The 21,228-nt window shown below is 74.9% G+C and carries 17 protein-coding genes; 9 read left to right on the top strand and 8 right to left on the bottom strand.

Annotated features, from left to right (window positions below):
- Positions 1-12 precede the first annotated feature (12 nt).
- Together H0S66_RS13750 and H0S66_RS13745 are read left to right on the top strand one after the other, a co-directional pair.
- A complete protein-coding gene (locus H0S66_RS13750) occupies positions 13-660 on the top strand; it encodes a Pr6Pr family membrane protein (protein ID WP_179615884.1) in 648 nt (215 codons plus the stop codon).
- Entirely contained in the window at positions 657-2,843 is a 2,187-nt protein-coding gene (locus H0S66_RS13745) for a molybdopterin-containing oxidoreductase family protein (protein WP_179615883.1), read from the top strand. Before H0S66_RS13750 ends, H0S66_RS13745 begins: the two co-directional genes overlap by 4 nt.
- On the opposite strand, the gene H0S66_RS13740 is transcribed toward H0S66_RS13745, so the two are convergent.
- Both H0S66_RS13740 and H0S66_RS13735 read right to left on the bottom strand, forming a co-directional pair.
- The gene (locus H0S66_RS13740; protein ID WP_179615882.1) at positions 2,824-3,870 is read right to left on the bottom strand and encodes a S66 family peptidase; all 1,047 of its coding nucleotides are present in this window, start codon (positions 3,868-3,870) and stop codon (positions 2,824-2,826) included. The genes H0S66_RS13745 and H0S66_RS13740 overlap by 20 nt on opposite strands.
- On the bottom strand, positions 3,867-5,102 hold the full coding sequence (locus tag H0S66_RS13735) for a kynureninase (protein ID WP_179615881.1): 1,236 nt from the start codon (positions 5,100-5,102) through the stop codon (positions 3,867-3,869). The genes H0S66_RS13740 and H0S66_RS13735 overlap by 4 nt, the downstream gene beginning before the upstream one ends.
- Positions 5,103-5,145: 43 nt before the next feature.
- On the opposite strand from H0S66_RS13735, the gene H0S66_RS13730 reads away from it, so the two are divergent.
- A complete protein-coding gene (locus H0S66_RS13730; RefSeq protein ID WP_179615880.1) occupies positions 5,146-6,705 on the top strand; it encodes an acyl-CoA carboxylase subunit beta in 1,560 nt (519 codons plus the stop codon).
- Positions 6,706-6,806: 101 nt separating this feature from the next.
- Here the strand turns inward: H0S66_RS13730 and ilvD are convergent, their stop codons facing one another.
- The gene (ilvD, locus tag H0S66_RS13725) at positions 6,807-8,495 is read right to left on the bottom strand and encodes a dihydroxy-acid dehydratase (RefSeq protein ID WP_179615879.1); all 1,689 of its coding nucleotides are present in this window, start codon (positions 8,493-8,495) and stop codon (positions 6,807-6,809) included.
- A gap of 101 nt (positions 8,496-8,596) precedes the next feature.
- On the opposite strand from ilvD, the gene H0S66_RS13720 reads away from it, so the two are divergent.
- Positions 8,597-9,307, top strand: a complete 711-nt coding sequence (locus tag H0S66_RS13720; RefSeq protein WP_179617402.1) for an HAD family hydrolase — start codon at positions 8,597-8,599, stop codon at positions 9,305-9,307.
- Entirely contained in the window at positions 9,304-11,805 is a 2,502-nt protein-coding gene (locus H0S66_RS13715; RefSeq protein WP_179615878.1) for a glycoside hydrolase family 65 protein, read from the top strand. The genes H0S66_RS13720 and H0S66_RS13715 overlap by 4 nt, the downstream gene beginning before the upstream one ends.
- Before the next feature lie 39 nt (positions 11,806-11,844).
- On the opposite strand, the gene H0S66_RS13710 is transcribed toward H0S66_RS13715, so the two are convergent.
- Positions 11,845-12,948, bottom strand: a complete 1,104-nt coding sequence (locus tag H0S66_RS13710) for a WD40/YVTN/BNR-like repeat-containing protein (protein WP_179615877.1) — start codon at positions 12,946-12,948, stop codon at positions 11,845-11,847.
- A 42-nt stretch (positions 12,949-12,990) separates the two neighbouring features.
- On the opposite strand from H0S66_RS13710, the gene H0S66_RS13705 reads away from it, so the two are divergent.
- From H0S66_RS13705 to H0S66_RS13690, 4 genes are all read left to right on the top strand, one after another.
- Positions 12,991-13,869 carry an EamA family transporter gene (locus H0S66_RS13705; RefSeq protein ID WP_258016916.1) on the top strand — a complete coding sequence of 293 codons (879 nt, stop codon included), beginning with the start codon at positions 12,991-12,993 and terminating at the stop codon, positions 13,867-13,869.
- Positions 13,870-13,972: 103 nt separating this feature from the next.
- A complete protein-coding gene (locus tag H0S66_RS13700; RefSeq protein WP_179615876.1) occupies positions 13,973-14,215 on the top strand; it encodes a hypothetical protein in 243 nt (80 codons plus the stop codon).
- A 43-nt stretch (positions 14,216-14,258) separates the two neighbouring features.
- Positions 14,259-15,170, top strand: a complete 912-nt coding sequence (locus H0S66_RS13695) for an alpha/beta fold hydrolase (RefSeq protein WP_179615875.1) — start codon at positions 14,259-14,261, stop codon at positions 15,168-15,170.
- On the top strand, positions 15,167-16,339 hold the full coding sequence (locus tag H0S66_RS13690) for a PQQ-dependent sugar dehydrogenase (protein WP_219633573.1): 1,173 nt from the start codon (positions 15,167-15,169) through the stop codon (positions 16,337-16,339). The genes H0S66_RS13695 and H0S66_RS13690 overlap by 4 nt, the downstream gene beginning before the upstream one ends.
- Here the strand turns inward: H0S66_RS13690 and H0S66_RS13685 are convergent.
- The 4 genes from H0S66_RS13685 to H0S66_RS13670 all read right to left on the bottom strand — a co-directional run bounded on the left by H0S66_RS13685 (position 16,323) and on the right by H0S66_RS13670 (position 21,035).
- Positions 16,323-17,078, bottom strand: coding sequence for an ECF transporter S component (locus H0S66_RS13685; RefSeq protein ID WP_218877119.1), 756 nt, complete (start codon positions 17,076-17,078; stop codon positions 16,323-16,325). The two genes, H0S66_RS13690 and H0S66_RS13685, sit on opposite strands and share 17 nt — an antisense overlap.
- An 86-nt stretch (positions 17,079-17,164) precedes the next feature.
- A complete protein-coding gene (locus H0S66_RS13680; protein WP_179615874.1) occupies positions 17,165-18,772 on the bottom strand; it encodes an ABC transporter ATP-binding protein in 1,608 nt (535 codons plus the stop codon).
- Positions 18,769-19,905, bottom strand: a complete 1,137-nt coding sequence (locus H0S66_RS13675; RefSeq protein WP_179615873.1) for a CbiQ family ECF transporter T component — start codon at positions 19,903-19,905, stop codon at positions 18,769-18,771. Before H0S66_RS13675 ends, H0S66_RS13680 begins: the two co-directional genes overlap by 4 nt.
- Positions 19,902-21,035, bottom strand: a complete 1,134-nt coding sequence (locus tag H0S66_RS13670) for a hypothetical protein (RefSeq protein ID WP_179615872.1) — start codon at positions 21,033-21,035, stop codon at positions 19,902-19,904. The genes H0S66_RS13675 and H0S66_RS13670 overlap by 4 nt, the downstream gene beginning before the upstream one ends.
- Positions 21,036-21,228: the final 193 nt, after the last annotated feature.

Genomic DNA, 21,228 nt, shown 5'->3' with positions numbered 1-21,228 from the left:
CGGTCATGGCCCATGACGTCGAGGCACCGGTCCTTCCACGCCCTGGTCGCCGTCCTGGCGACCGCGGCCCTGCTGCTGCAGCTGGTGCTGGTCCTCCAGGGCGGGCGGGTGCTCGACGAGCAGTCCGTGCCACCGCTGGAGGTGCGCCTGGGCCGGTTGGTCTCCTACTTCACGATCCAGAGCAACCTGCTGGTCGCCCTGGCCGCCGCCCACCTGGCCCGCAGCGCCCGACCCGGCCGCCCGGTGCTGCGCCTCGACGCCCTGGTCGGCATCACCATCACCGGGCTGGTGCACTTCGTGCTGCTGCGCCCGCTGCTCGACCTCGAGGGCCTCGACGCGCTCGCCGACGCGATGCTGCACCTCGTGGTGCCGGTGGCAGCGCTCGTCGGCTTCGTCGCCGTCGGACCCCGCCCGCGCGTCACCCGTCGTACGGCGGCCCTGGCGCTGGCCTGGCCGCTCGGCTGGCTGGCCTGGACCCTGGTGGTGGGACTGGTGACCGGCTGGTTACCCTACCCCTTCCTCGACCACCGCGAGGAGGGCTGGGCGGCGGTCGTCGTCACGTGCGCCGCGATCACCGCGCTCTTCGTGCTGCTGCTCGGCGCCCTGGCGCTCCTGGACCGCTCCCGCACCCGCGGTCCCGAGAAGCAGCCGGTCCGATGACCCGCAGCGTGCGCACCTTCTGCCGCATCTGCGAGGTGCACTGCGGCCTGGTCGTCGACGTCGAGGGCACCCCCGGCGTCGGCGGGGGCGAGCGGGTCGTCAAGGTCCGGCCCGACCGGGAGCACCCCGTCTCCCGGGGCTACTGCTGCGTCAAGGGACTCGGCCTCGGCGCGCTGCACCACGACGAGGACCGCCTCGAGACGCCGCTCAAGCGGGTCGGCGGCGAGCTGGTCCCGATCAGCTGGGAGCAGGCCAACCGCGAGATCGGCGCCCGGGTGCGTGCGCTGGTCGACGAGCACGGGCCGCGCGCGGTCGGGATGTACCAGGGCAACCCCACCTTCTTCTCCCTGGCCGGCACCCTGATGTCGGCCGGGTACGTCGAGGCGCTCGGCTCCCCCAACGTCTTCGCGTCGCACTCCATCGACGTCAACACCAAGTTCCACGTCTCCACCGAGATGTACGGGCTCTCGCTGGTGCAGCCGGTGCCGGACCTCGCGCACGTCGAGATGTTCATGTGCCTGGGCTCCAACCCGCTGGTCAGCCAGATGTCGGTGGTCCAGGTCGCCGACGCGGCCGGGGTGCTGCGCGCGGTCGAGGAGCGCGGCGGCCGGGTCGTGGTCGTCGACCCGCGGCGCACCGAGACCGCGCGCCGCGTCGGCGAGCACGTCGCGATCCGTCCCGGCACCGACGCCTACCTGCTGGCCGCGATGCTGCACGTGGTGACCCGCGAGGTCGGCGTCGACCTGGCCCCGGCCCGCGCGGTCGCCCGCGGCGTCGACGCCTTCGTCGCCGCCGGCGCACCCTGGACCCCCGAGCGCGCCGAGGCCGTGACCGGGGTGCCGGCCGCGACCATCCGCGAGCTCGCGACGGCGTACGCCGCCGCCGACGGGGCCGCGCTCTACTGCTCGACCGGGGTCAACATGGGGCCCTTCGGCTCGATCTGCGCCTGGCTGGTGCAGGGGCTCAACCTCCTCACGGGCAACCTCGACCGGCGCGGCGGGCTGCTGGTGCCACGCGGCGCCTTCGACACCCTGCGCCTGGCCGACCTGGTGGGCCTGGGCCGCTTCGACGAGCACCGCACCACCGACGGGCGCTGGCACCGGGTCGCCGGCGCGTTCCCCGTCGCGGCGCTGGCCGACGAGATCACCACCGAGCACCCCGACCGCACCCGGGCGCTGTTCGTGACCTCCGGCAACCCGGTGCACTCGGTGCCCGGCGGCCGGCTGGGCGCGGCGCTGGAGCGGCTCGACCTGGTCGTCAGCGTCGACCTCTACCGCAACGAGACCGCCGCGCACGCCGACTACGTGCTGCCGGCCACCGACATGCTCGAGCGCAGCGACTTCCCGGCCTCCCACCAGTCGCTGCAGGTGGTGCCGCACGCGCAGTGGACCCCGCCGGTGGTCGCGCCCCTGGGCGAGCGGCGTACGGAGTGGCGGATCTTCTCCGACCTGGCCCTGGCCTCGGGGGTGCGTCCGTGGGGCACCACCCCGGCCCACCTGCTCCCCCGGCTCAACCGGCTGCTGGCCCGGCTGCCCGGCTCACCGCAGGTCGGCTTCGAGCAGCTGCTCGCGGTGCTGCTGCGCTGGGGGCGGCGCACCACGCTCGGCGAGCTGCGGCGCCGACCCGAGGGCGTGCTGCTGCCCCCGACCGAGCCGGGCACCTTCCTGGGCCGCCGGGTCGCGACGCCCGACGGGCTGGTCGACCTGGCCCCCGCCGACCTGGTCGCCGACCTCGAGCGGCTGGCCGCCATGGAGGCGGACCTCGCGCGCCCGGGCGTGCTGCGGCTGGTGGGGCGCCGCGACCGGCGCTCGCACAACAGCTGGATGCACAACAACCCCTACATCGAGCAGCCCGACGGCAACACCGCGCTGCTGCACCCCCTCGACGCCGAGGAGCGCGCGATCGCCGACGGCGACGAGGTCGAGGTGCGCGGCGAGGCCGGTGCGGTGCGGCTGCCGGCGCGGCTGACCACCGACGTCGCTCGCGGGGTCGTGGTGGTGCCGCACGGCTGGGGCCACCGCGCCAGCGGCGCCTCGCGCGCCCGCGCCCGCGCCGGGGTCAACGTCAACGAGGTGGTGCCCGGCGGGGCGCCGCACATGGAGCCGGTCAGCGGTCAGGCGGTGATGCTGGCCCACGTCGTCGAGGTGGTGCCGGTCGCCGCGCTCAGCCCCACGTCTGGGTGATCTCGCTGCGGCGGTGGTCGACGACCACCCGGCAGGAGGCGCCGTTGACCAGCGGCAGGTTCGGCGGCACGTGGCCGACGTCGACCCCCAGCACCAGGGGCACCTCCAGCGGGCCGAGGGCGTCGACGACGGCCTGGCGCTGGGTGAGGCCGGGGCTGTCGGGGGCCGACGTGCGGCCCACCAGCACCGCCTCGGCCTCGTCGAACCAGCCGGCCATCCGCATGCCGTGCAGCGCGCGGCACACGTCGAAGGCGGCGTGCTCGGCCGCCTCCACGTAGACCACCAGGCCCTCGTCGACCTGGCTGCGGCCCCAGCCCGCGACGTCGGCGTACGGCGTGCCGACCAGCGGGCCGAGCACCTCGATGCAGCCGCCGACCAGGCGGCCGGTCAGGTCGAGCCCACCCCCGCCGACGACCTCCCAGGCGCCGCTGGCGTCGAGGCGCTGCTCGGTGAGGCCGGGATCTGCCTCCCAGTCGGCGAAGCCGCCGGTGCGGTGCCGCCCCGGCGAGGACTGCACGACCGGGTCGCCCGGGTCGGTCTCGAGCACGTCCACCCAGTGCGCGAGCCCGTCGGGCTGGCGGTAGGGGGTGTCCATCAGGTTGCCGCCGTGCAGCGAGGCCCAGCCCAGCCGGGTCAGCAGCGGCACCATGAGCGTGGTCAGGTCGCTCCAGCCGACCAGCCAGGTCGGCTCGGCGGCCGCCAGCGCGTCCCAGTCGAGGTGGTCGAGGACCTGGATCGCCAGCTCGCCGCCCCACGGCGGCACGACCGCGCGCACGTCGGGGTCGCAGAGCATCGCGGTCAGCTCGGCCGCGCGCTGGGCGGCCGGGGCCGCCACTCCCCCGTCGGGCGTCTCCAGCACGGCCCCGCGGCGCACCTCGTAGCCGCGCTGGCGCAGGTGGTCGCAGGCCACGTCGAGGCGCGCCGCCAGCGGGGTCTGCACCCCCGAGGAGGGCGCGGTGACCCCGATGGTGTCGCCGGGGCGGAGCGGGCGCGGGAAGCGGACCTCGGGCGTGGGGTCGGGGCTCATGCGCCCGAGGCTCCCAGGTCGAGCAGCACGTCGCGAACCCGTGCGAGCCCGCGCGCCACCTCGTCGTACGACGTCGAGAGCGGCGAGAGCCCCAGGCGCAGGCCGCCGGGGTCGCGGTAGTCGGGGATCACGTCGACCTCCCACAGCCGCGCGGTCACCTCGCGCATCGCCGGGTGGGTGAGCGTGACGTGGCCGCCGCGGCGCCGCGCCTCGCGGGGCGTGGCGAGGCCGACGCCGAGCGGGGCGAGCAGGTCTTCGGTCAGCGCGAGGGCGTGCTCGGTGAGACCGACCGACTTGGCGCGCACCGCCTCCATGCCGACCTCCTCGACGAGGGCGAGCATGTCCTGCAGCGCGAGCATGCCGACGACCGGCGGGGTGCCGGAGATCATCCGGCGGATGCCCGGCGCGGGGGTCCACCCGGGCCCCATGGCGAACGGGTCGGCGTGGCCCATCCAGCCCGGGATCGGCTGGCGCAGCCCGTCGAGCAGCCGCTCGGCGACGTAGACGAAGGCCGGCGAGCCGGGCCCGCCGTTGAGGTACTTGTAGGTGCAGCCGACCGCCAGGTCGACACCCCAGGCGTCGAGCTCGAGCGGCACCGAGCCGACCGAGTGGCTCAGGTCCCACAGCACCAGCGCGCCCGCGTCGTGCACCGCGGCCGTGATCGCCGGCGCGTCGGCCAGCCACGCCGAGCGGTAGGCGACGTGGCTGAGCAGCACCACCGCGGTCTCCTCCCCGACCACCTCCTGCACCTGCTCGAGGGTGACCCCGGCGCTGGTGTCGACGTCGATCCAGCGCAGCGTGAGCCCGAGCTCGTCGGCGACCCCGGCTGCGACGTAGCGGTCGGTCGGGAAGTTGTCGCGGTCGAGCACGACCTCGGTGCGACCGGGGCGGGCCGCGACCCCGGCGCGCAGCGCCTTGTAGAGCAGCACCGTGGTCGAGTCGCCCACGACCACCTGGCCGGGGGCCGCGCCCAAGCACGCCGAGCCGATCCGGTCGCCGACGACGGTCGGCAGGTCCATCCAGGCCTCGTCCCAGCCGCGGATCAGCCGGCCGCCCCACTCCTGGTCGACGAAGCTGCGCAGCCGCTCCCCCGTGGTGCGCAGCGGGCGGCCCAGCGAGTTGCCGTCGAGGTAGACCAGCGGCGTCTCGGAGCCGACGAAGCGGTCGCGGTACGACGCCAGCGGGTCCTCGGCGTCCAGGCGTGCGGCGGTCTCGTGGGTGGTGGAGGTCACGGCGCATGTCTACCCCACCGGGCCCGCTCCTAGACTCCCCGCCATGTCCCCCCTCGCTTCGAGTCCTGGGTCGATCCGACCCGAGCTGCTGGAGGTGCTCGCGCGGCGGGCCCTGACCGAGGACGCCGCCCGCCCCGAGGCGGTCGAGGCGCTGCACGCGCGCGGCGGCCGCACCGCCCGCGAGCAGGTCGCGGCGCTCGTCGACCCCGGCAGCTTCGTCGAGTACGGCCGCTTCGTCACCGCCGCCCAGGAGGACAAGCGGTCGATGGACGACCTGCTCGACCGCACCGTCGCCGACGGCATCGTCGGCGGGCTGGCCACCATCGACGGCCGCCCGGTCGCGGTGCTGTCCTACGACTACCTGGTGATGGCCGGCACCCAGGGCATGCGCGGGCACCGCAAGACCGACCGGCTGCTCGACGTCGTCGAGCGCCTCGCCCTGCCCTGCGTCTTCTTCGCCACCGGCGGCGGGGGCCGCCCCGGCGACACCGACATCCCGCTGGTCTCCGCGCTCGACGTGACCACCTTCGCCGCCTGGGCCCGGCTGTCGGGGAAGGTGCCGCGCATCGCCGTCGTCGAGGGCCCCTGCTTCGCCGGCAACGCGGTCGTCGCCGGCTGCTCCGACCTGGTCGTCGCCACGCCCCGCGCCTCGCTGGGCATGGGTGGCCCGGCGATGATCGCCGGCGGCGGGCTCGGTGACGTCCGGGCCGCCGACGTCGGCCCCCTCGACGTGATGACCGCCAACGGCGTGGTCGACGTCGCCGTCGACGAGGACGACGCGGTCGACGCCGCCCGCGCGCTCATCGGCTACTTCCTGGGCGACGAGGAGACCTGGGAGGTCCCCGACCAGACGCCGCTGCGCGAGGCCGTGCCCGACGGCGAGCGGACGTCGTACGAGCTGGGGCCGGTGGTGGAGACGATCTGCGACGAGGGCACGGTCACCGAGCTGCGCCCCGACTTCGCGCCCGAGCTGCTGACCGCGCTGGGGCGCATCGAGGGCCGCACCGTCGGCCTGCTCGGCAACGACACCCGGCACCTGGCCGGCGCGATCACCGCCGACGCCGGCGACAAGGCCGCCCGGTTCCTCCAGCTGTGCGACGCGCACGGCTTCCCCGTCGTGTCGCTGGTCGACACCCCCGGGATGATGGTCGGCCCCGACGCCGAGCGCACCGGCCTGGTGCGCCACACCTCCCGGCTGCTGGTGGCCGGCGCCCAGCTGCAGGTGCCGCTCGTCGGCGTGGTGCTGCGCCGCGGCTACGGCCTCGGCGCCCAGGCGATGCTCGGCGGCAGCACCCACCAGCCGCTGATGACGCTGGCCTGGCCCGGCGCCCACCTCGGGGCGATGGGCCTCGAGGGCGCGGTGCGCCTGTCGATGCGCCGCGAGCTCGAGGCGATCGAGGACGAGGCCGAGCGGGAGCAGCAGGTGCGCGAGCTCACGGCGTACGCCCAGGCGCACTCGACCGCCCTCAACGTGGCCCGGCACTTCGAGATCGACGACGTCATCGACCCCGCCGAGACCCGTCAGGTGCTCGCCGCCGTGATCGGCGCCGCGGCCCGTGACGGCCGCCTCGTCGGCTCCGGCCGCACCGTCGACACCTGGTAGCAAGCCGAGCAGTCACTTCTGAACCATCGAGCAGTCACTTTCGCACCCGCCCGCGGGTTCAGAAGTGACCGGTGGAAGGTTCGAAAGTGACCGGTCGGCCGTCAGCCGGTGACCGCCCCGTGGGCCGCCGAGGAGACGGTCTTGGCGTACTTGCCCAGCACGCCGCGGGTGTACTTCGGGGGGTTGGGCTCCCAGCCCTCCTTGCGCGACTCCCAGTCGTCGCCCTGCTCGACCTCGAGGGTGCGGTTGAGGACGTCGAGGGTGATCTTGTCGCCGTCGCGGACGAACGCGATCGGGCCGCCGTCGACGGCCTCGGGCGCGACGTGGCCCACGCACAGTCCGGTGGTGCCGCCGGAGAACCGGCCGTCGGTGAGCAGCAGCACGTCCTTGCCCAGACCCGCGCCCTTGATGGCGCCGGTGATGGCGAGCATCTCGCGCATGCCGGGGCCGCCCTTGGGGCCCTCGTAGCGGATCACGACCACGTCGCGGGCCTTGATCTCGCCGGCCGACAGGGCGTCCATCGCGGCGCGCTCGCCGTCGAAGACCCGGGCGGTGCCCTCGAAGACGGTCTCGTCGAAGCCGGCCGACTTCACGACCGCGCCCTCGGGGGCCAGCGAGCCCTTGAGGATGGTCAGGCCGCCGGTGGCGTGGATCGGGCGCTGCAGGCTGCGGATCACGTCGTCGTCGAGGGCCGGCGGCGCCAGCGCCTCGAGGTTCTCGGCCATGGTGCGCCCGGTGACGGTCAGCACGTCGCCGTGCATCAGGCCCGCGTCGAGCAGCGCCTTCATGACCACGGGGATGCCGCCGATCTTGTCGACGTCGTTCATGACGTACTTGCCGAACGGCTTGAGGTCGCCCAGGTGCGGCACCTTGTCGCCGATGCGGTTGAAGTCGTCGATCGTCAGCGGCACCTCCGCCTCGCGGGCGATCGCGAGCAGGTGCAGCACGGCGTTGGTGGAGCCGCCGAGCGCCATCACGACGGTGATCGCGTTCTCGAAGGCCTCCATCGTCATGATCTGGCGCGCGGTGATGCCCTCGCGCAGCATCCCGACCACGGCCTCGCCGGAGCGGTGCGCGAAGCCGTCGCGGCGACGGTCGACGGCCGGCGGCGCGGCCGAGCCCGGCAGCGACATGCCCAGGGCCTCGCCGACGGCAGCCATCGTGTTCGCGGTGTACATGCCGCCGCAGGCGCCCTCACCGGGGCAGATCGCCCGCTCGATGCGGTCGACCTCCTCGCGGGTGATCTTGCCGGCCAGGCACGCGCCGACCGCCTCGAAGGCGTCGATGATCGTGACGTCCTCGCCGTCGACCTGGCCGGGCATGATCGAGCCGGCGTACATGAAGACGGAGGCCAGGTCGAGGCGCGCGGCGGCCATCAGCATCCCGGGCAGCGACTTGTCGCAGCCGGCGAGCAGCACCGAGCCGTCGAGGCGCTCGGCGCTCATCACGACCTCGACGGAGTCGGCGATGACCTCGCGGGAGACCAGCGAGAAGTGCATGCCCTCGTGGCCCATCGAGATGCCGTCGGAGACCGAGATGGTGCCGAACTCCAGCGGGTAGCCACCCGCGGCGTGCACGCCGTTCTTGACCGCCTTGGCCAGGCGGTCCAGCGACAGGTTGCAGGGGGTGATCTCGTTCCAGCTCGACGCGACGCCGATCTGGGGCTTCTCCCAGTCGTCGTCGCCCATCCCCACCGCTCGCAGCATGCCGCGCGAGGCGGCACGCTCGAGGCCGTCGGTGACGTCGCGGGAACGGGGCTTGAGGTCGGGGCGCTCGGACGGTCCGGTCATGGGGCCAGGCTATCCGTGACGGTCGTCGCACCATCGCCCCGTCTCAGTACGTCGATCTGCGCGCGCACCGGTCGGGGCCCTAGCCTCGAGGGGTGAGGACTGTGACCTGGAGAGACCACGACGCCGTGCTGCTCGACCTCGACGGCGTGATCACGCCGACCGCCGAGGTGCACATGCGCGCCTGGGCGGAGATGTTCAACGCCTTCCTGGAGTCCCACGAGGGCACCGACGGCGACCGCTCGGCGTACACCGACGCCGACTACTTCGCCCACGTCGACGGCAAGCCCCGCTACGACGGGGTGCGCGACTTCGTGGCCTCGCGCGGCATCGAGCTGACCGAGGAGCAGGTGCGCGAGCTGGGCGACCGCAAGAACGACGCGTTCAACGCGGTGCTGGCCCGGGACGGCGTCGAGGCCTACCCCGGCTCGGTCGCGCTGCTCGACGAGCTGCGCGCGCTCGGCATGCCCCTGGCCGTCGTGTCGTCCTCGGCCAACGCGCCGGCCGTGCTCGAGGCGGCCGGCCTGGCCGAGCGCTTCGGCACCGTCGTCAGCGGCGCCGTCGCCACCGAGCTCGGCCTGCCCGGCAAGCCGGCGCCCGACACGTTCGTGCACGCCGCCCGCGAGCTCGGCGCCGAGGTCGAGCGCTGCGTGGTCTTCGAGGACGCCGTCTCGGGCGTGCGCGCCGGCGCGGCCGGCGGCTTCGGGCTGGTCATCGGCGTCGACCGCGGCGTCGGCGCCGAGGTGCTGCGCGAGGCCGGGGCCCACCTGGTGGTCGGCGACCTCGCCGAGCTGGTCTCGGGGGCCGACGCGTGACCCGCCGCTTCGTCACCGACGACCCGATCGACCGCGGGCGGTTCCCGGTGCACCCGTGGCGCCTGGTCGAGCGCTCGCACCGCGCCGACGACCTCGGGGTCACCGAGACCCTCTTCAGCGTCGCCAACGGCTACCTCGGCATGCGCGGCAACCCCGAGGAGGGGCGCGACGCCCACGCCCACGGGACCTTCGTCAACGGCTTCCACGAGACCTGGCCGATCCGGCACGCCGAGGCCGCCGTCGGCTTCGCCCAGACCGGCCAGACGATCGTCAACGTGCCCGACGCGAAGCTGATGAAGGTCTACGTCGACGACGAGCCGCTCATCCTGGGCACCGCCGACCTCGAGCGCTACGAGCGCTCCCTCGACTTCCGCGACGGCGTGCTGCGCCGCTCCCTGCTGTGGCGCACCCCGTCGGGCAAGCGGGTCAAGGTCGAGTCGACGCGGATGGTCTCGATGACCCAGCGCCACCTGGCCCTGCTCGGGCTGACGGTGACGATGGTCGAGGGCGACGCGCCGATCACCATCTCCTCGCAGCTGATGAACCGCCAGGACGGCACCGACGAGTACCACGACCCGCACGCGGCCATGGGCGAGGGCATCGACCCGCGCAAGGCGGCCGCCTTCGAGGACCGGGTGCTCGTGCCGCGCCTGCACTCGGCGCAGCAGCAGCGCATGGAGCTGGGCTACACCTGCGCGAACTCGCGGATGACCATCGCGGTGGCCGCCGACCACGTGCTCACCACCGACGACTCCACCGAGGTCGTGCGGCGTGCCGACGAGGACCTCACCAAGATGGTCTTCCGGGTCGAGGCCACCGAGGGCAACCCGGTGCGCCTGCAGAAGACGGTGGCCTACCACACCTCGCGCGGCGTGCCCGTGCGCGAGCTGGCCGACCGCTGCGAGCGCACCCTCGACCGGGCGCGCCACCACGGCCTGGACCACTACCTCGAGGAGCAGCGCGACTGGTACGCCGACTTCTGGGCGGCCGCCGACGTCGAGGTCACCGAGGAGGACGCGCCCGACGAGCAGATCGCCATCCAGCAGGCGATCCGCTTCAACCTCTTCTCGCTGGCCCAGGCCAGCGCCCGCGCCGACCAGCAGGGGGTGCCCGCCAAGGGCGTCACCGGGTCGGGCTACGAGGGCCACTACTTCTGGGACAGCGAGATCTACGTCGCGCCGTTCCTGACCTACACCCAGCCGCACCTGGCGCGGAACCTGCTGCACTTCCGCAGCCGGATGCTGCCCGCCGCCCGCCACCGGGCCCGCGAGATGGCCCAGAGCGGGGCCCTCTACCCGTGGCGCACCATCAACGGCGAGGAGGCCTCGGCCTACTACGCCGCCGGCACCGCGCAGGTGCACATCGACGCCGACGTGGCCCACGCCCTGATCCAGTACGTCGCCGCCTCGGGCGACGTGGGCTTCCTGGTGCGCGACGGCATCGACATGCTCGTCGAGACCTCCCGGATGTGGGTCGACCTCGGCTTCTGGCGCTCCAACGGCACGCCGTCGTTCCACATCCACGGCGTCACGGGGCCCGACGAGTACACGACCGTCGTGAACAACAACCTGTTCACCAACGTGATGGCCCGCTACAACCTCGAGCAGGCCGTGGCCGCGGTCGAGACGGTGCGCCGCGACCACCCCGAGGACTTCGAGCAGGTGCGGGCCCGTCTCGAGCTCGACGACGACGAGGTCGCCGAGTGGGCGCGCTGCGCCAAGGGCATGCACATCCCCTTCGACGAGGGCCTGGGCATCCACCCGCAGGACGACGCCTTCCTCGACCGCGAGGTGTGGGACCTCTCCGAGACCCCCGACTCGCTGCGCCCCCTGCTGCTGCACTACCACCCGCTGGTCATCTACCGGTTCCAGGTGCTCAAGCAGGCCGACGTCGTGCTGGCGCTGTTCCTGCAGGGCGACCGCTTCACCGCCGAGGAGAAGCTCGCCGACTTCGAGTACTACGACCCGATCACCACCGGCGACTCCACGCTCTCGGCGGTGGTGCAGTCGGTGGTCGCCGCCGAGGTCGGGTACGCCGACGCGGCCTGGGGCTACTTCCGCCAGGCGCTGCACGTCGACCTGGCCAACCTGCACGGCAACACCGACGACGGCCTCCACATCGCCTCGGCCGGCGGGGTGTGGGCGGCGCTGGTCAACGGCTTCGCCGGCATGCGCGACCACGGCGGTCGCCTCACCTTCGACCCGCGCCTGCCCGACGCCTTCCCGGTGCTGCGCTGCCAGCTCGCCTGGCAGGGCCACCGCCTGGCGCTCGAGGTGCGTCCCGACCGCCTGTGCGTCGCGGTCGTCGACGGGCCCGGCCCGGTGCGGCTGAGCGTGCGCGGCACCGAGCACGAGGTCGGCCCCGACCGGCCGCTGGTCGTCGAGCTCGACGCCCACGGCACCCGCCTGCCGCACCCGCTCGACGACCGCCCCCAGCTGGGCGGCACCCGGGCCGACGGCAGCCGGATCACCGCAGGGGTCCCCGCCGCCACCCTGTGACCCCGGCGGTCGAGCAGCCCGCCGTACGCCGGCGGCGGGTCAGTAGGAGGCGGCGCGCACGCAGACCACGTCGGGCAGGTCGCTGACGACGCAGCGCCAGGTCTCGCCGGAGTCGGCGGAGGCCCAGACGCTGCCGTTGCGCGCGCCGACGTAGAGCCCGGCCGAGGCGTGGTCGTCGCTGCACATCGCGTCACGCATCACCCCGACGAAGAAGCTGTCGGGCAGGCCCTCGCCCAGCTCCTGCCAGCTCTCCCCCGCGTCGCGCGAGCGCCACACCCGGGCGCGGCCCCCGGGCGGGTAGCGGCCGTCGGCGCCGGCGAGGGGGAAGACGTAGGCCGTGTCGGGCTCGTGCGGGTGCACCACCACCGGGAAGCCGAAGTCGGCCGGCAGACCGTCGGCGATCGAGGTCCAGCTGCCGCCCTCGTCGTCGGAGCGGTAGACACCTCCGTGGTTCTGCGCGAAGAGCCGCTCAGGGCGGGCGGGGTGGCGCGCGACCTTGTGCACGCACTGGCCGAACTCGGGGTACTGCTCGCCCTCGGGCAGGAACTCGGCCCGGATGCCCTGGTTGCGCGGGTGCCACGACGCGCCGTCGTCGGTGGTGCGGTAGACGCCGCCGGTCGAGAGCGCCGCCACCGCCGAGCCCGGGTCGGTGGGGTGCGGCAGCACGGTGTGGAAGGCCTGGCCGCCGAATCCCGCGACCCACTGCGGACGGTGCGGGTGGTCCCACAGGGCGCGCTCGAGCTGCCAGGTGCGGCCGTCGTCGCGGGAGCGGAACACCGCCCCCGGCTCGGTGCCGGCCCACAGCACCCCCGGCTCGCTGCCCGCCACCAGCTGCCACACCCGCTCGACCGAGGCGTCGACGTCGTCGGGGAAGGTCGGCGGCTGCTCCGCCTCGTGCCAGGCGCCGCCGAGGTCGTCGGAGACCTGCACCTGCGGCCCGAACCACGTCGAGGCGGCACCGGCCAGCAACCGGGGCCGGCCGTGCTCGTCGCGCACCCGGGTGTCGACCAGGCAGGAGTAGACCTCCTGCATGTCGTGGTGGGGGCCGGTGAACGACCACTCCTGGCGCCGCTCGTCGGACTCCCCCACCCACAGTCCCTTGCGGGTGCCGACCATCAGCACCGTCCTGCCCTGCTGCGTCATGTCGCTGTCCTCTCCTCGACGTCCCACCCGTACATTGACCGCGTGGTCGGCCCGAACTCATCGTCGCCCCTGCCGCGGGCCGTGTCACCCGTGTGGCTGGTCCTCATCGGGATCGCCTCGGTGCAGCTCGGCGCCAGCGTCGCGAAGTCGATCTTCGACGAGATCGGCCCGACCACGATGGTGTGGCTGCGCCTGGCCTCGAGCGTGCTGGTGCTCGCCCTGGTCGTGCGCCCGCGCCTGCGTGGACGCACCCGGCGCGACTGGGCGGTGGTGGTGGCGTTCGGGCTCAGCCTGGGCCTGATGAACTGGTCGATCTACCAGTCCTTCGCCCGCATCCCGCTGGGGGTGGCGGTGACCATCGAGTTCATCGGTCCGCTCACCCTGGCCGTGCTGGGCTCGCGCCGCGCCCGCGACCTCGTCTGGGTGGTGCTGGCGGGGGTGGGGGTCGCGCTGCTCGGCTTCGACGGCGACGACCTGACCTGGGCCGGCGTCGGCTTCGCGCTGCTGGCCGGCGCCGCGTGGGCGGCCTACATCCTGCTCAGCGCCGAGACCGGCAGGCACTGGGAGGGCGTCGACGGCCTGGTGCTGGCCAGCGCGGTCGCCGCCCTGGTGCTGCTGCCCTTCGCCGTCGGCACCGGCGGCAGCGACCTGCTCGACCCGCGGGTGCTGCTCATCGGCGCCGCGGTCGGCCTGCTGTCGTCGGTGATCCCCTACAGCTGCGAGCTGGTCGCGCTGCGCAGCCTGCGCCCGGCCGTCTTCGGCATCCTGATGAGCCTGGAGCCGGCCGCCGCCGCCCTCGCCGGCATCATCGTGCTCGGCGAGCTGCTCGGGGCGGTGCAGTACGTCGCCGTGGCCTGCGTGGTGCTGGCCAGCATCGGCGCCACCCGCTCCCAGCGCGCCCGGGTGCCGGTCCTCGACTGAGTCGCTGACCTGGCTGTTCACGCAGGCTTGACGCCACGGTCTCCCCAGCGTCGGTCACGCGTCCTAGTGTCGGGGTCTCGCCGACCCCCTGGGGAGCCCCTCGATGTCTCTCGCCCGCCACCTCGTCCTGCCTGTCCTGGGGCTCGCCGACGCCGCCCGCCGCTGGCCCGTCGCCTCCCAGGAGCGCGCCCAGCACAACGCCATGGTGGCCAGCACCGACGCCGCCCGTCGCCGGGTGGAGCGCCACGAGGTGGAGACCTACCTCGAGCGCCTCGAGCTCGCGCGCCACCACCGCCAGCAGCAGCACCACGACCCCCACCACCCACCGCGCGCGCAGCACTTCTGAGCACCCGCGGGCCGACGCCCGCGCGGTGCGGCACAATCGGCGCATGCCGACCTCCCAGGCCCGCACCTCGACGCCGTCCCTCGCGTTCTCCGAGGTCATCTCCGACGACGGGACCCGGCTGCGAGCCTGGACCAACGACCCCGAGGGCACCATCGAGGGCCCCACGGTCGTGCTGTGCAACGGGCTCGGCACCAGCGCCTACGCCTGGCCGGCCCTGCTCGACCCCGGCTGCGGGGTGCGGGTGGTGTCGTGGCACCACCGCGGGGTGGGCGGCTCCGAGCGCCCCCGCGACAGGTCCCACTGCGGGATCGAGGACATCGTCGACGACGGGCTCTCCGTGATGGACCACTTCGGCATCGACCGGGCGGTGCTGATGGGCTGGTCGATGGGCGTGAACACCATGTTCGAGCTCGCGTTGCGCCACCCCGAGCGCGTCAGCGGCCTCTTCGCCGTGGCCGGGGTGCCCGGCGACACCTTCGCCACGATGCTCGCCCCGCTGCGGCTGCCGCGGCCGGTGGCCCGGCTGCTGACCGTCAACGCCGCCCGTGTGGCCAAGCACGCCGGCTGCGCGCTCACCCCGATCTCGACGCGGCTGCCGATCGGTCCGCGCACGATCACGGCCCTGAGCCACACCGGCTTCATGCTGCCGGTGCGCGACCCCGACATCGCGGCGATGGCGGTGCGCGAGTTCCTGACCACCCCCCTCGACTGGTACTTCCACCTCGCGCTGCGCACCTCCGAGCACGCCCGGGTCTCGCTGCGCCACCTGCGGGTGCCGGTCACCTTCGTGGCCGGCACCTGGGACGTGCTGGCCGGGGCGCGCGACATGGCCCGGGCGGCCGCCCGGGTGCCGGGGGCGGCGTACCACGAGCTGCCCGGCAGCCACTTCCTGCCGCTGGAGCACCCCGACGAGGTGCACCGCCTGCTCCTCGAGCTGCTCGAGCGGTGCGGGTGAGGCGCCGGCCGGCCCTGCTCGCCGGCACCCTGCTGGGTGCGGTGCTGCTCGGCGGTTGCCTGGAGGAGGGCAACAGCACCGACGTGCGGATCATCGAGACGACGCCGGACACCACACCGCTGCCGGCCACCCCGACCGGGTCGGGGTCCGACTCCCCCTCCCCCTCCGCCACGGCGTCGACGTCCACGGCCCCGGCCCGGGCGCCGCGGCTGCTCGAGACCGTCGCGACCGGGCTCGAGGTGCCGTGGGGTCTGGACTTCCTGCCCGACGGTGACGCGGTCGTCACCGAGCGGGACAGCGGCCGGGTGCTGCTGCTGCGCGGCGAGCAGCACCGAGTGGTCGTGGCCGGCACCGTCGAGGAACGGGTCGCGCAGGGCGAGGCGGGCCTGCTGGGCGTCGCGGTCTCGCCGGACTTCGAGGACGACCGGATGCTCTACCTCTACGTCAGCACCGCCGAGGACAACCGGGTGGTGCGGGCCCGGCTGCGCGGGATGCGGCTGGGCGAGACCGAACCGGTGCTGACCGGCATCCCCAACGGCTTCATCCACGACGGCGGCCGGCTCCTCTTCGGCCCCGACGGCCACCTCTACGTCTCGACCGGTGACGCCGGCGAACCCTCCCGGGCCCCCGACCCCGACAGCCTCGGCGGCAAGATCCTGCGGATCACCACCGACGGCGAGCCGGCCCCGGGCAACCCCCGCCCCGAGAGCCCGGTCTTCTCCTCGGGCCACCGCAACGTGCAGGGCCTGGCCTTCGTCGGCGACCGGCTGTGGGCCTCGGAGTTCGGCGACAGCACCGCCGACGAGCTCAACCGCATCGACGGCGGCGAGGACCACGGGTGGCCGGCCGTCGAGGGGGTCGGCGAGCAGGACGCGTACGTCGACCCGCAGGTCACCTGGCCCACCGGGGAGGCCTCGCCCTCGGGGCTGGCGCTGGCGGGCGGCCACCTGTGGCTCGGCGCGCTGCAGGGCGAGCGGCTCTGGCGCGTCGAGGTCGACGACCAGGGTCGCCGGGCCGGCGAGGCGACGGCGTACCTGGTGGGCGAGCACGGCCGCCTGCGCACCGTCGCCGAGGCGCCCGACGGGTCGCTGTGGGTGACCACCAGCAACCGCGACGGCCGGGGCAGCCCGGGCGCCGAGGACGACAAGATCCTCAGGATCCGTCCCTGACCCCCGTCACGCTGCCCGTCACGCTGCCGGTCACGGTGGCCCGGCGGGCCGCCCGGCGCAGGACGGCCAGGATCGAGGGCCCCAGGAGCACGATCGCCACCGTGTTGGTGACCGCCCGCAGGGTGTCCCAGCCGCCGGTCGAGGTCAGCAGGGTGTAGATCGCGAACCGGTGCAGGTTCTCGAGCACCGGCGCACCGGCGACGTAGCTGAGGTCGCCCTCGTGGCCGGGCACCGCGACCCCCAAGGTGAACGGCCAGCCCGACAGGTTCATCAGGGCGCCGAAGACGTAGGCCGCCACGATCCCGTAGACGACCAGCATCGCGATCTCGCTGCGCCCGCGGGGGCGGCGCGGCAGCAGGCCGGCGCCCATGCCGACCCAGGCCGCGACCAGCATCTGGTAGGGCAGCCACGGCCCGACCCCGGCGGTGACCAGGGCGGAGGCGAAGAGGCTGGTGCAGCCCAGCACGAACCCGAACCCGGGCCCGAAGACCCGGCCGCCGAGCACCAGCAGGAAGAAGACCAGCTCGACCCCGGCGATGCCCGGGGAGATGGCCCGGGCCAGGGCGTTGACGGCGCTGAGCACCCCGAGCACCGCCAGCACCCGGGCGTCGAGGCCGCCCTCGCTGACCTCGGCCAGCACCACCGCGACCACGACGGGCAGCAGCGCCAGGAAGAGGAACGGCGGGTCGACCCGGGTGCCCTCGGGCACCTGCAGCAGCAGCGGCCAGACCAGCATCATCAGCCCGGCCACCGAGGCCAGGGCGAGCACGAGCGCCGAGCGCCGGCCCAGCGGCACGGCTGCGACGCGGGTCAGCACCGGGGTGCTCACGCCGGCTCCAGGGCGGTGACGACCTCGTCGACGCGCAGCCACGGCGCGCCCAGCACCTTGGTGACCTGGGGCGCGAAGGCGGGCGACTCGACGACCACGCGGCGGGCCGGCCCCGAGGAGACGACCTCGCCCTCGGCCATCACCACGGCGTCGTCGGCGGCCTGGGCCACGAACTCGACGTCGTGGGTGGCGACCAGGACGGCGTGCCCCTCGGCGGCCAGGGCCCGCAGCACCCGGGCCAGCTCGGCCTTGGCCGAGTAGTCGAGGCCGCGGGTGGGCTCGTCGAGCAGCACCGCCCCGGGGCGGGCCGCCACCACCAGGGCCAGGGCCAGCGCCAGGCGCTGGCCCTCGGAGAGGTCGCGGGGGTGGGCGCCGCCGTCGATGCCGGGCACCAGCCGGTCGAGCAGGGCCCGACAGGCGCCCGGGGAGCCGGCGGGGTCGCCGGCGTCCAGCTCCTCGTCGACGGTCTCGAGGTAGAGCAGGTCGGCGGCGTTCTGGGGCAGCAGGCCCACCAACGCCCTGCGCTCGGCGGGCTGGACCGAGGCCGGGTCGGTGCCCGCCGCGGTGACGGCTCCGGCGAAGCGGCGACCGGTGCCCTGCAGCGCCCACAGCAGCGACGACTTGCCGGCGCCGTTGCGGCCCATCAGCGCGGTCACCCGGCCTGGCGGCAGGCTCAGGTCGACCTCGCGCACCGCGACGGTCGCGCCGTGGCTGACGGTCAGGCCGCGGGCCACGAGGCCCGTGCGGGGGTCGTGGCTCACCGTGGCGCGCTCCTCCGGCGGGTCGACCAGCCGGGGGCGCAGCGACCTGGCGGCGCGGCGCGCCTCGCGCACGCTCAGCGGCAGCGGCGACCAGCCGGCGGCGCGGCCCAGCTCGACGATCGGCGGCGCGACCGGCGAGGTGCGCAGCAGCTCGGCGGGCGGGCCCACCAGCAGCCGCCCGTCGCCGGGCAGCAGGCACATGGTGTCGGCGAACGGCACCACGCGCTCGAGGCGGTGCTCGGCCAGGAGCACCGAGACACCCAGGTCGTGCACCAGGCGGGTCAGCGTGGCCAGCACCTCCTCGGCGGCGGTGGGGTCGAGCGCCGAGGTCGGCTCGTCGAGCACCAGCAGGCGGGGGTGCATGGTCAGCACCGAGCCGATGGCCACCCGCTGCTGCTGGCCGCCCGAGAGCGTGCGCAGGTCGCGGGAGCGCAGGTCGGCGATGCCGAGCAGGTCGAGGGTCTCCTCGACACGACGGCGCATCGTCTCGCCGGGCAGGCCGAGCTGCTCCATCCCGTAGGCCAGCTCCTCCTCCACGGTGTCGGTCACGAAGCCGCGGGCCGGGTCCTGCCCGACGTACCCGATCGCGTGGGCCCGCTCGCGCGGCGGCCGGTGCACGATGCTCTCGCCGTCGAGCAGCACGTCGCCCTCGAGGACGCCGCCGGAGAAGCGCGGCACCAGCCCGGTGACGACCCCGAGCAGGGTCGACTTGCCGACGCCGGTGGGGCCGGAGACCACCACCAGCTCGCCCTCCTCGACGACCAGGTCGACGCCGTCGAGGATGCGGCGCTCGTCGTCGGGCCCGGTGGCGTAGCCGAAGCGGATGCCGCGCAGCTCGATCACGACGCTCCCCCGCCCCGGACGGCGGCGTCGGGCGCCGCGAGCCCACCGGCCAGGGCCAGGCCCGTGGCCAGCAGCACCGCGGCGCTCACGGTCGGTACGCCGTCGAGCGGCGGGTGGGCGATGGCGAGCTGCTCGCGGGCGACCCACAGGCCGAGCGCCCCGGCGCCGACGCCGCTCGACGCCACGACCAGGTCGGGCCAGCGCCAGCGGTCGGGCCGGTAGCGGGTGCGCTCGACGCGCTGGCCGGCCGTGGCCAGCCCCGCCACCGCCAGGACGACGCCGAGGCCCAGCATCGGCAGCGCCAGCACCCGCGGCGCGGTCGTGTCGAGCAGGGCGTAGACGCCCACGCAGACCCCGACCAGCCCGGCCACCATCAGCGACCCGGTCAGCAGCCGGGCGCCACGCCCCTGCTCGGGGCTGCGGCCGTAGCCGCGCGCGTCCATGCCGGCCGCCATCGCCAACGAGCGGTCGAGCGCGTCCTCGAGGACCGGCACCAGCGAGCGCCGCACCAGGCCGGTGCGGCCACCGGCGCCGGCCCGCAGGCCCTGCGCGGCGCGCACCCGGCGTACCGAGTCGGCCAGCTGCGGCAGCACCGTCACCGCCACCACGAGGGCGGTGCCGATCTCGTAGAGCGCCGGGGGCACCGAGCGCAGCAGCCGCTTGGGGTTGGCCAGCGAGTTGGCGGCGCCGATGCACACCACGATGGTGGCCAGCCGCATCCCGTCGTACAGACCGGCGAGCAGGGCCTGCGAGGTCAGCGGGCCGAGCAGCGCGATGCCGGCGGCGGCGTCGGGCAGCGGGATCTCGGGCAGGTCGAGCAGCACCGGCCCGCCGGCGTACCCACCGCCGAGCAGGATGCGGAAGAGCACCCGGACCACCACGATCGCCAGCCCCAACCACAGGTAGAGCCGGAACGAGCCCGCCCAGGGCTGGTCGGAGCGGCGGGCCGAGACCACGAGGGCGGCGACGCCGACCAGCAGCAGCAGGCTCAACGGGTTGGTGGTGCCCGAGGCGGCCGCGGCCAGGCCGATCGCCCAGACCCACCAGGCCACCGGGTGCAGGTCGCGCGGCAACCGGGCGTTGCCGCCGACGGGGGCCCCGGGGGTCGTCGCCGGGCTCGCGGTGCTGGTCACGACCCGGCCTCGCAGCGCCCGGGCTCGAGGTGCTCCAGGGCGGGGGCCGCCTGGGCAGTGGCGCGGCGCCACTGGTCGCGCTCGGGGGTGCTGATGCGACCGGTGCCCGGCAGCGCGTCGTACGCCGCCTCCTCGTAGGCGACCGCACCGGCCTCGCGCTCACCCGCCGGCACCTGCAGGTCGCTGAGCCACTGCGCGGCGCGGGCGGCCTCGGCGCAGGAGCCGAGCCGCCCCAGCACCCAGCCGGCGAGGCCGGTGGAGTTGGCGCTGGCGACCGTCGATCCGCTGGCCGGCTCGCCGGTGAGGCTGCCGTCGGCGGCCTGCTGCTCGACGAGCCAGGCCGCTGCTCGGTCGACGGCCGCCACGACCTGCGGCGGGGGGTCCTCGAGCTCGAGCAGCGAGAGGACCACGAGCGCCGTCGCGTCGGTGTCGGGGACGCTGCGGTCGTCGGTGCGCGCGGCCGCCCCAGCGTCGCAGGACTGGTCAGCGGCCCGCGCGTCCTCGGTGAGCAGGAGCCGGAACCAGCCGTCGGCGCACTGCTGCTCGAGCAGGTAGTCCGTGACCGGCTCGGCGGCCGCCGAGCCGGCCGCGGCGAGCGCGTGGGCGGCGAAGGCCTGGCCGATGGTGTTGGAGACGTCGGCGCCGGGGGCGGTGTCCTGCAGGCGGCCGGCCGAGGCAGGCCGGCTGCTGACCAGGCCCTCGAGGCGCTCGACGAGGTCGGCGCCGCCGACGTCGGTCGGGTCCTCCCCCGCGAGCGTCATGAACGAGGCCAGCTTGGCGACCGCGCCGGAGTAGAGGCCGTCGGTGCCACCGCTGGTGTAGGCCTCGACCGCACCGTCCAGCGCGTCGGCGACCTGCGCGACGGTGGCCTCGTGGCGGCCGAGGGCGCGCAGCGCGAGGGCCACGTCGATGCTCAGGCCGTGGTCGTCGAAGTCGTACTGCTCGTTGCGCACGACCCCGTCGGTGAGCTGCTCGGACAACCAGTCGCCGGCCAGCGCGGCCTCGGGCGGCTGCTCGGCCCGGGGGGCTGCCTCGGGGGCCGCCGGCTCCTCCGCGCCGCACGCGGTCGCACCCAGCAGGGCGACGGCGAGGGCTGCGGCGAGCGGGGCTCGACGGCTCTGGCTCCTCACGGGGCTCCCCTCCGCTGCACGCGGCGGCGACCCGGTGGTGCAGGGGCGACACCGCTGCGGTCCTCGACAGCGTGTGATCGGTGCGCGTCACGCGGGTGCTCCGGCTCGCCACCCTGGGGCGGCCTACGGTTGCGGGTCAGCGCCGGACTTCGACCGGCTTCCCCCGACGTGCGCGGGTGTGGTTGGTGGGTGC

It is taken from the genome of Nocardioides marinisabuli (assembly GCF_013466785.1).
Lineage (GTDB): Bacteria > Actinomycetota > Actinomycetes > Propionibacteriales > Nocardioidaceae > Nocardioides > Nocardioides marinisabuli.
Note: the sequence above shows the minus strand (reverse complement) of the source record. Positions and strands in the feature narration are given on the sequence as shown.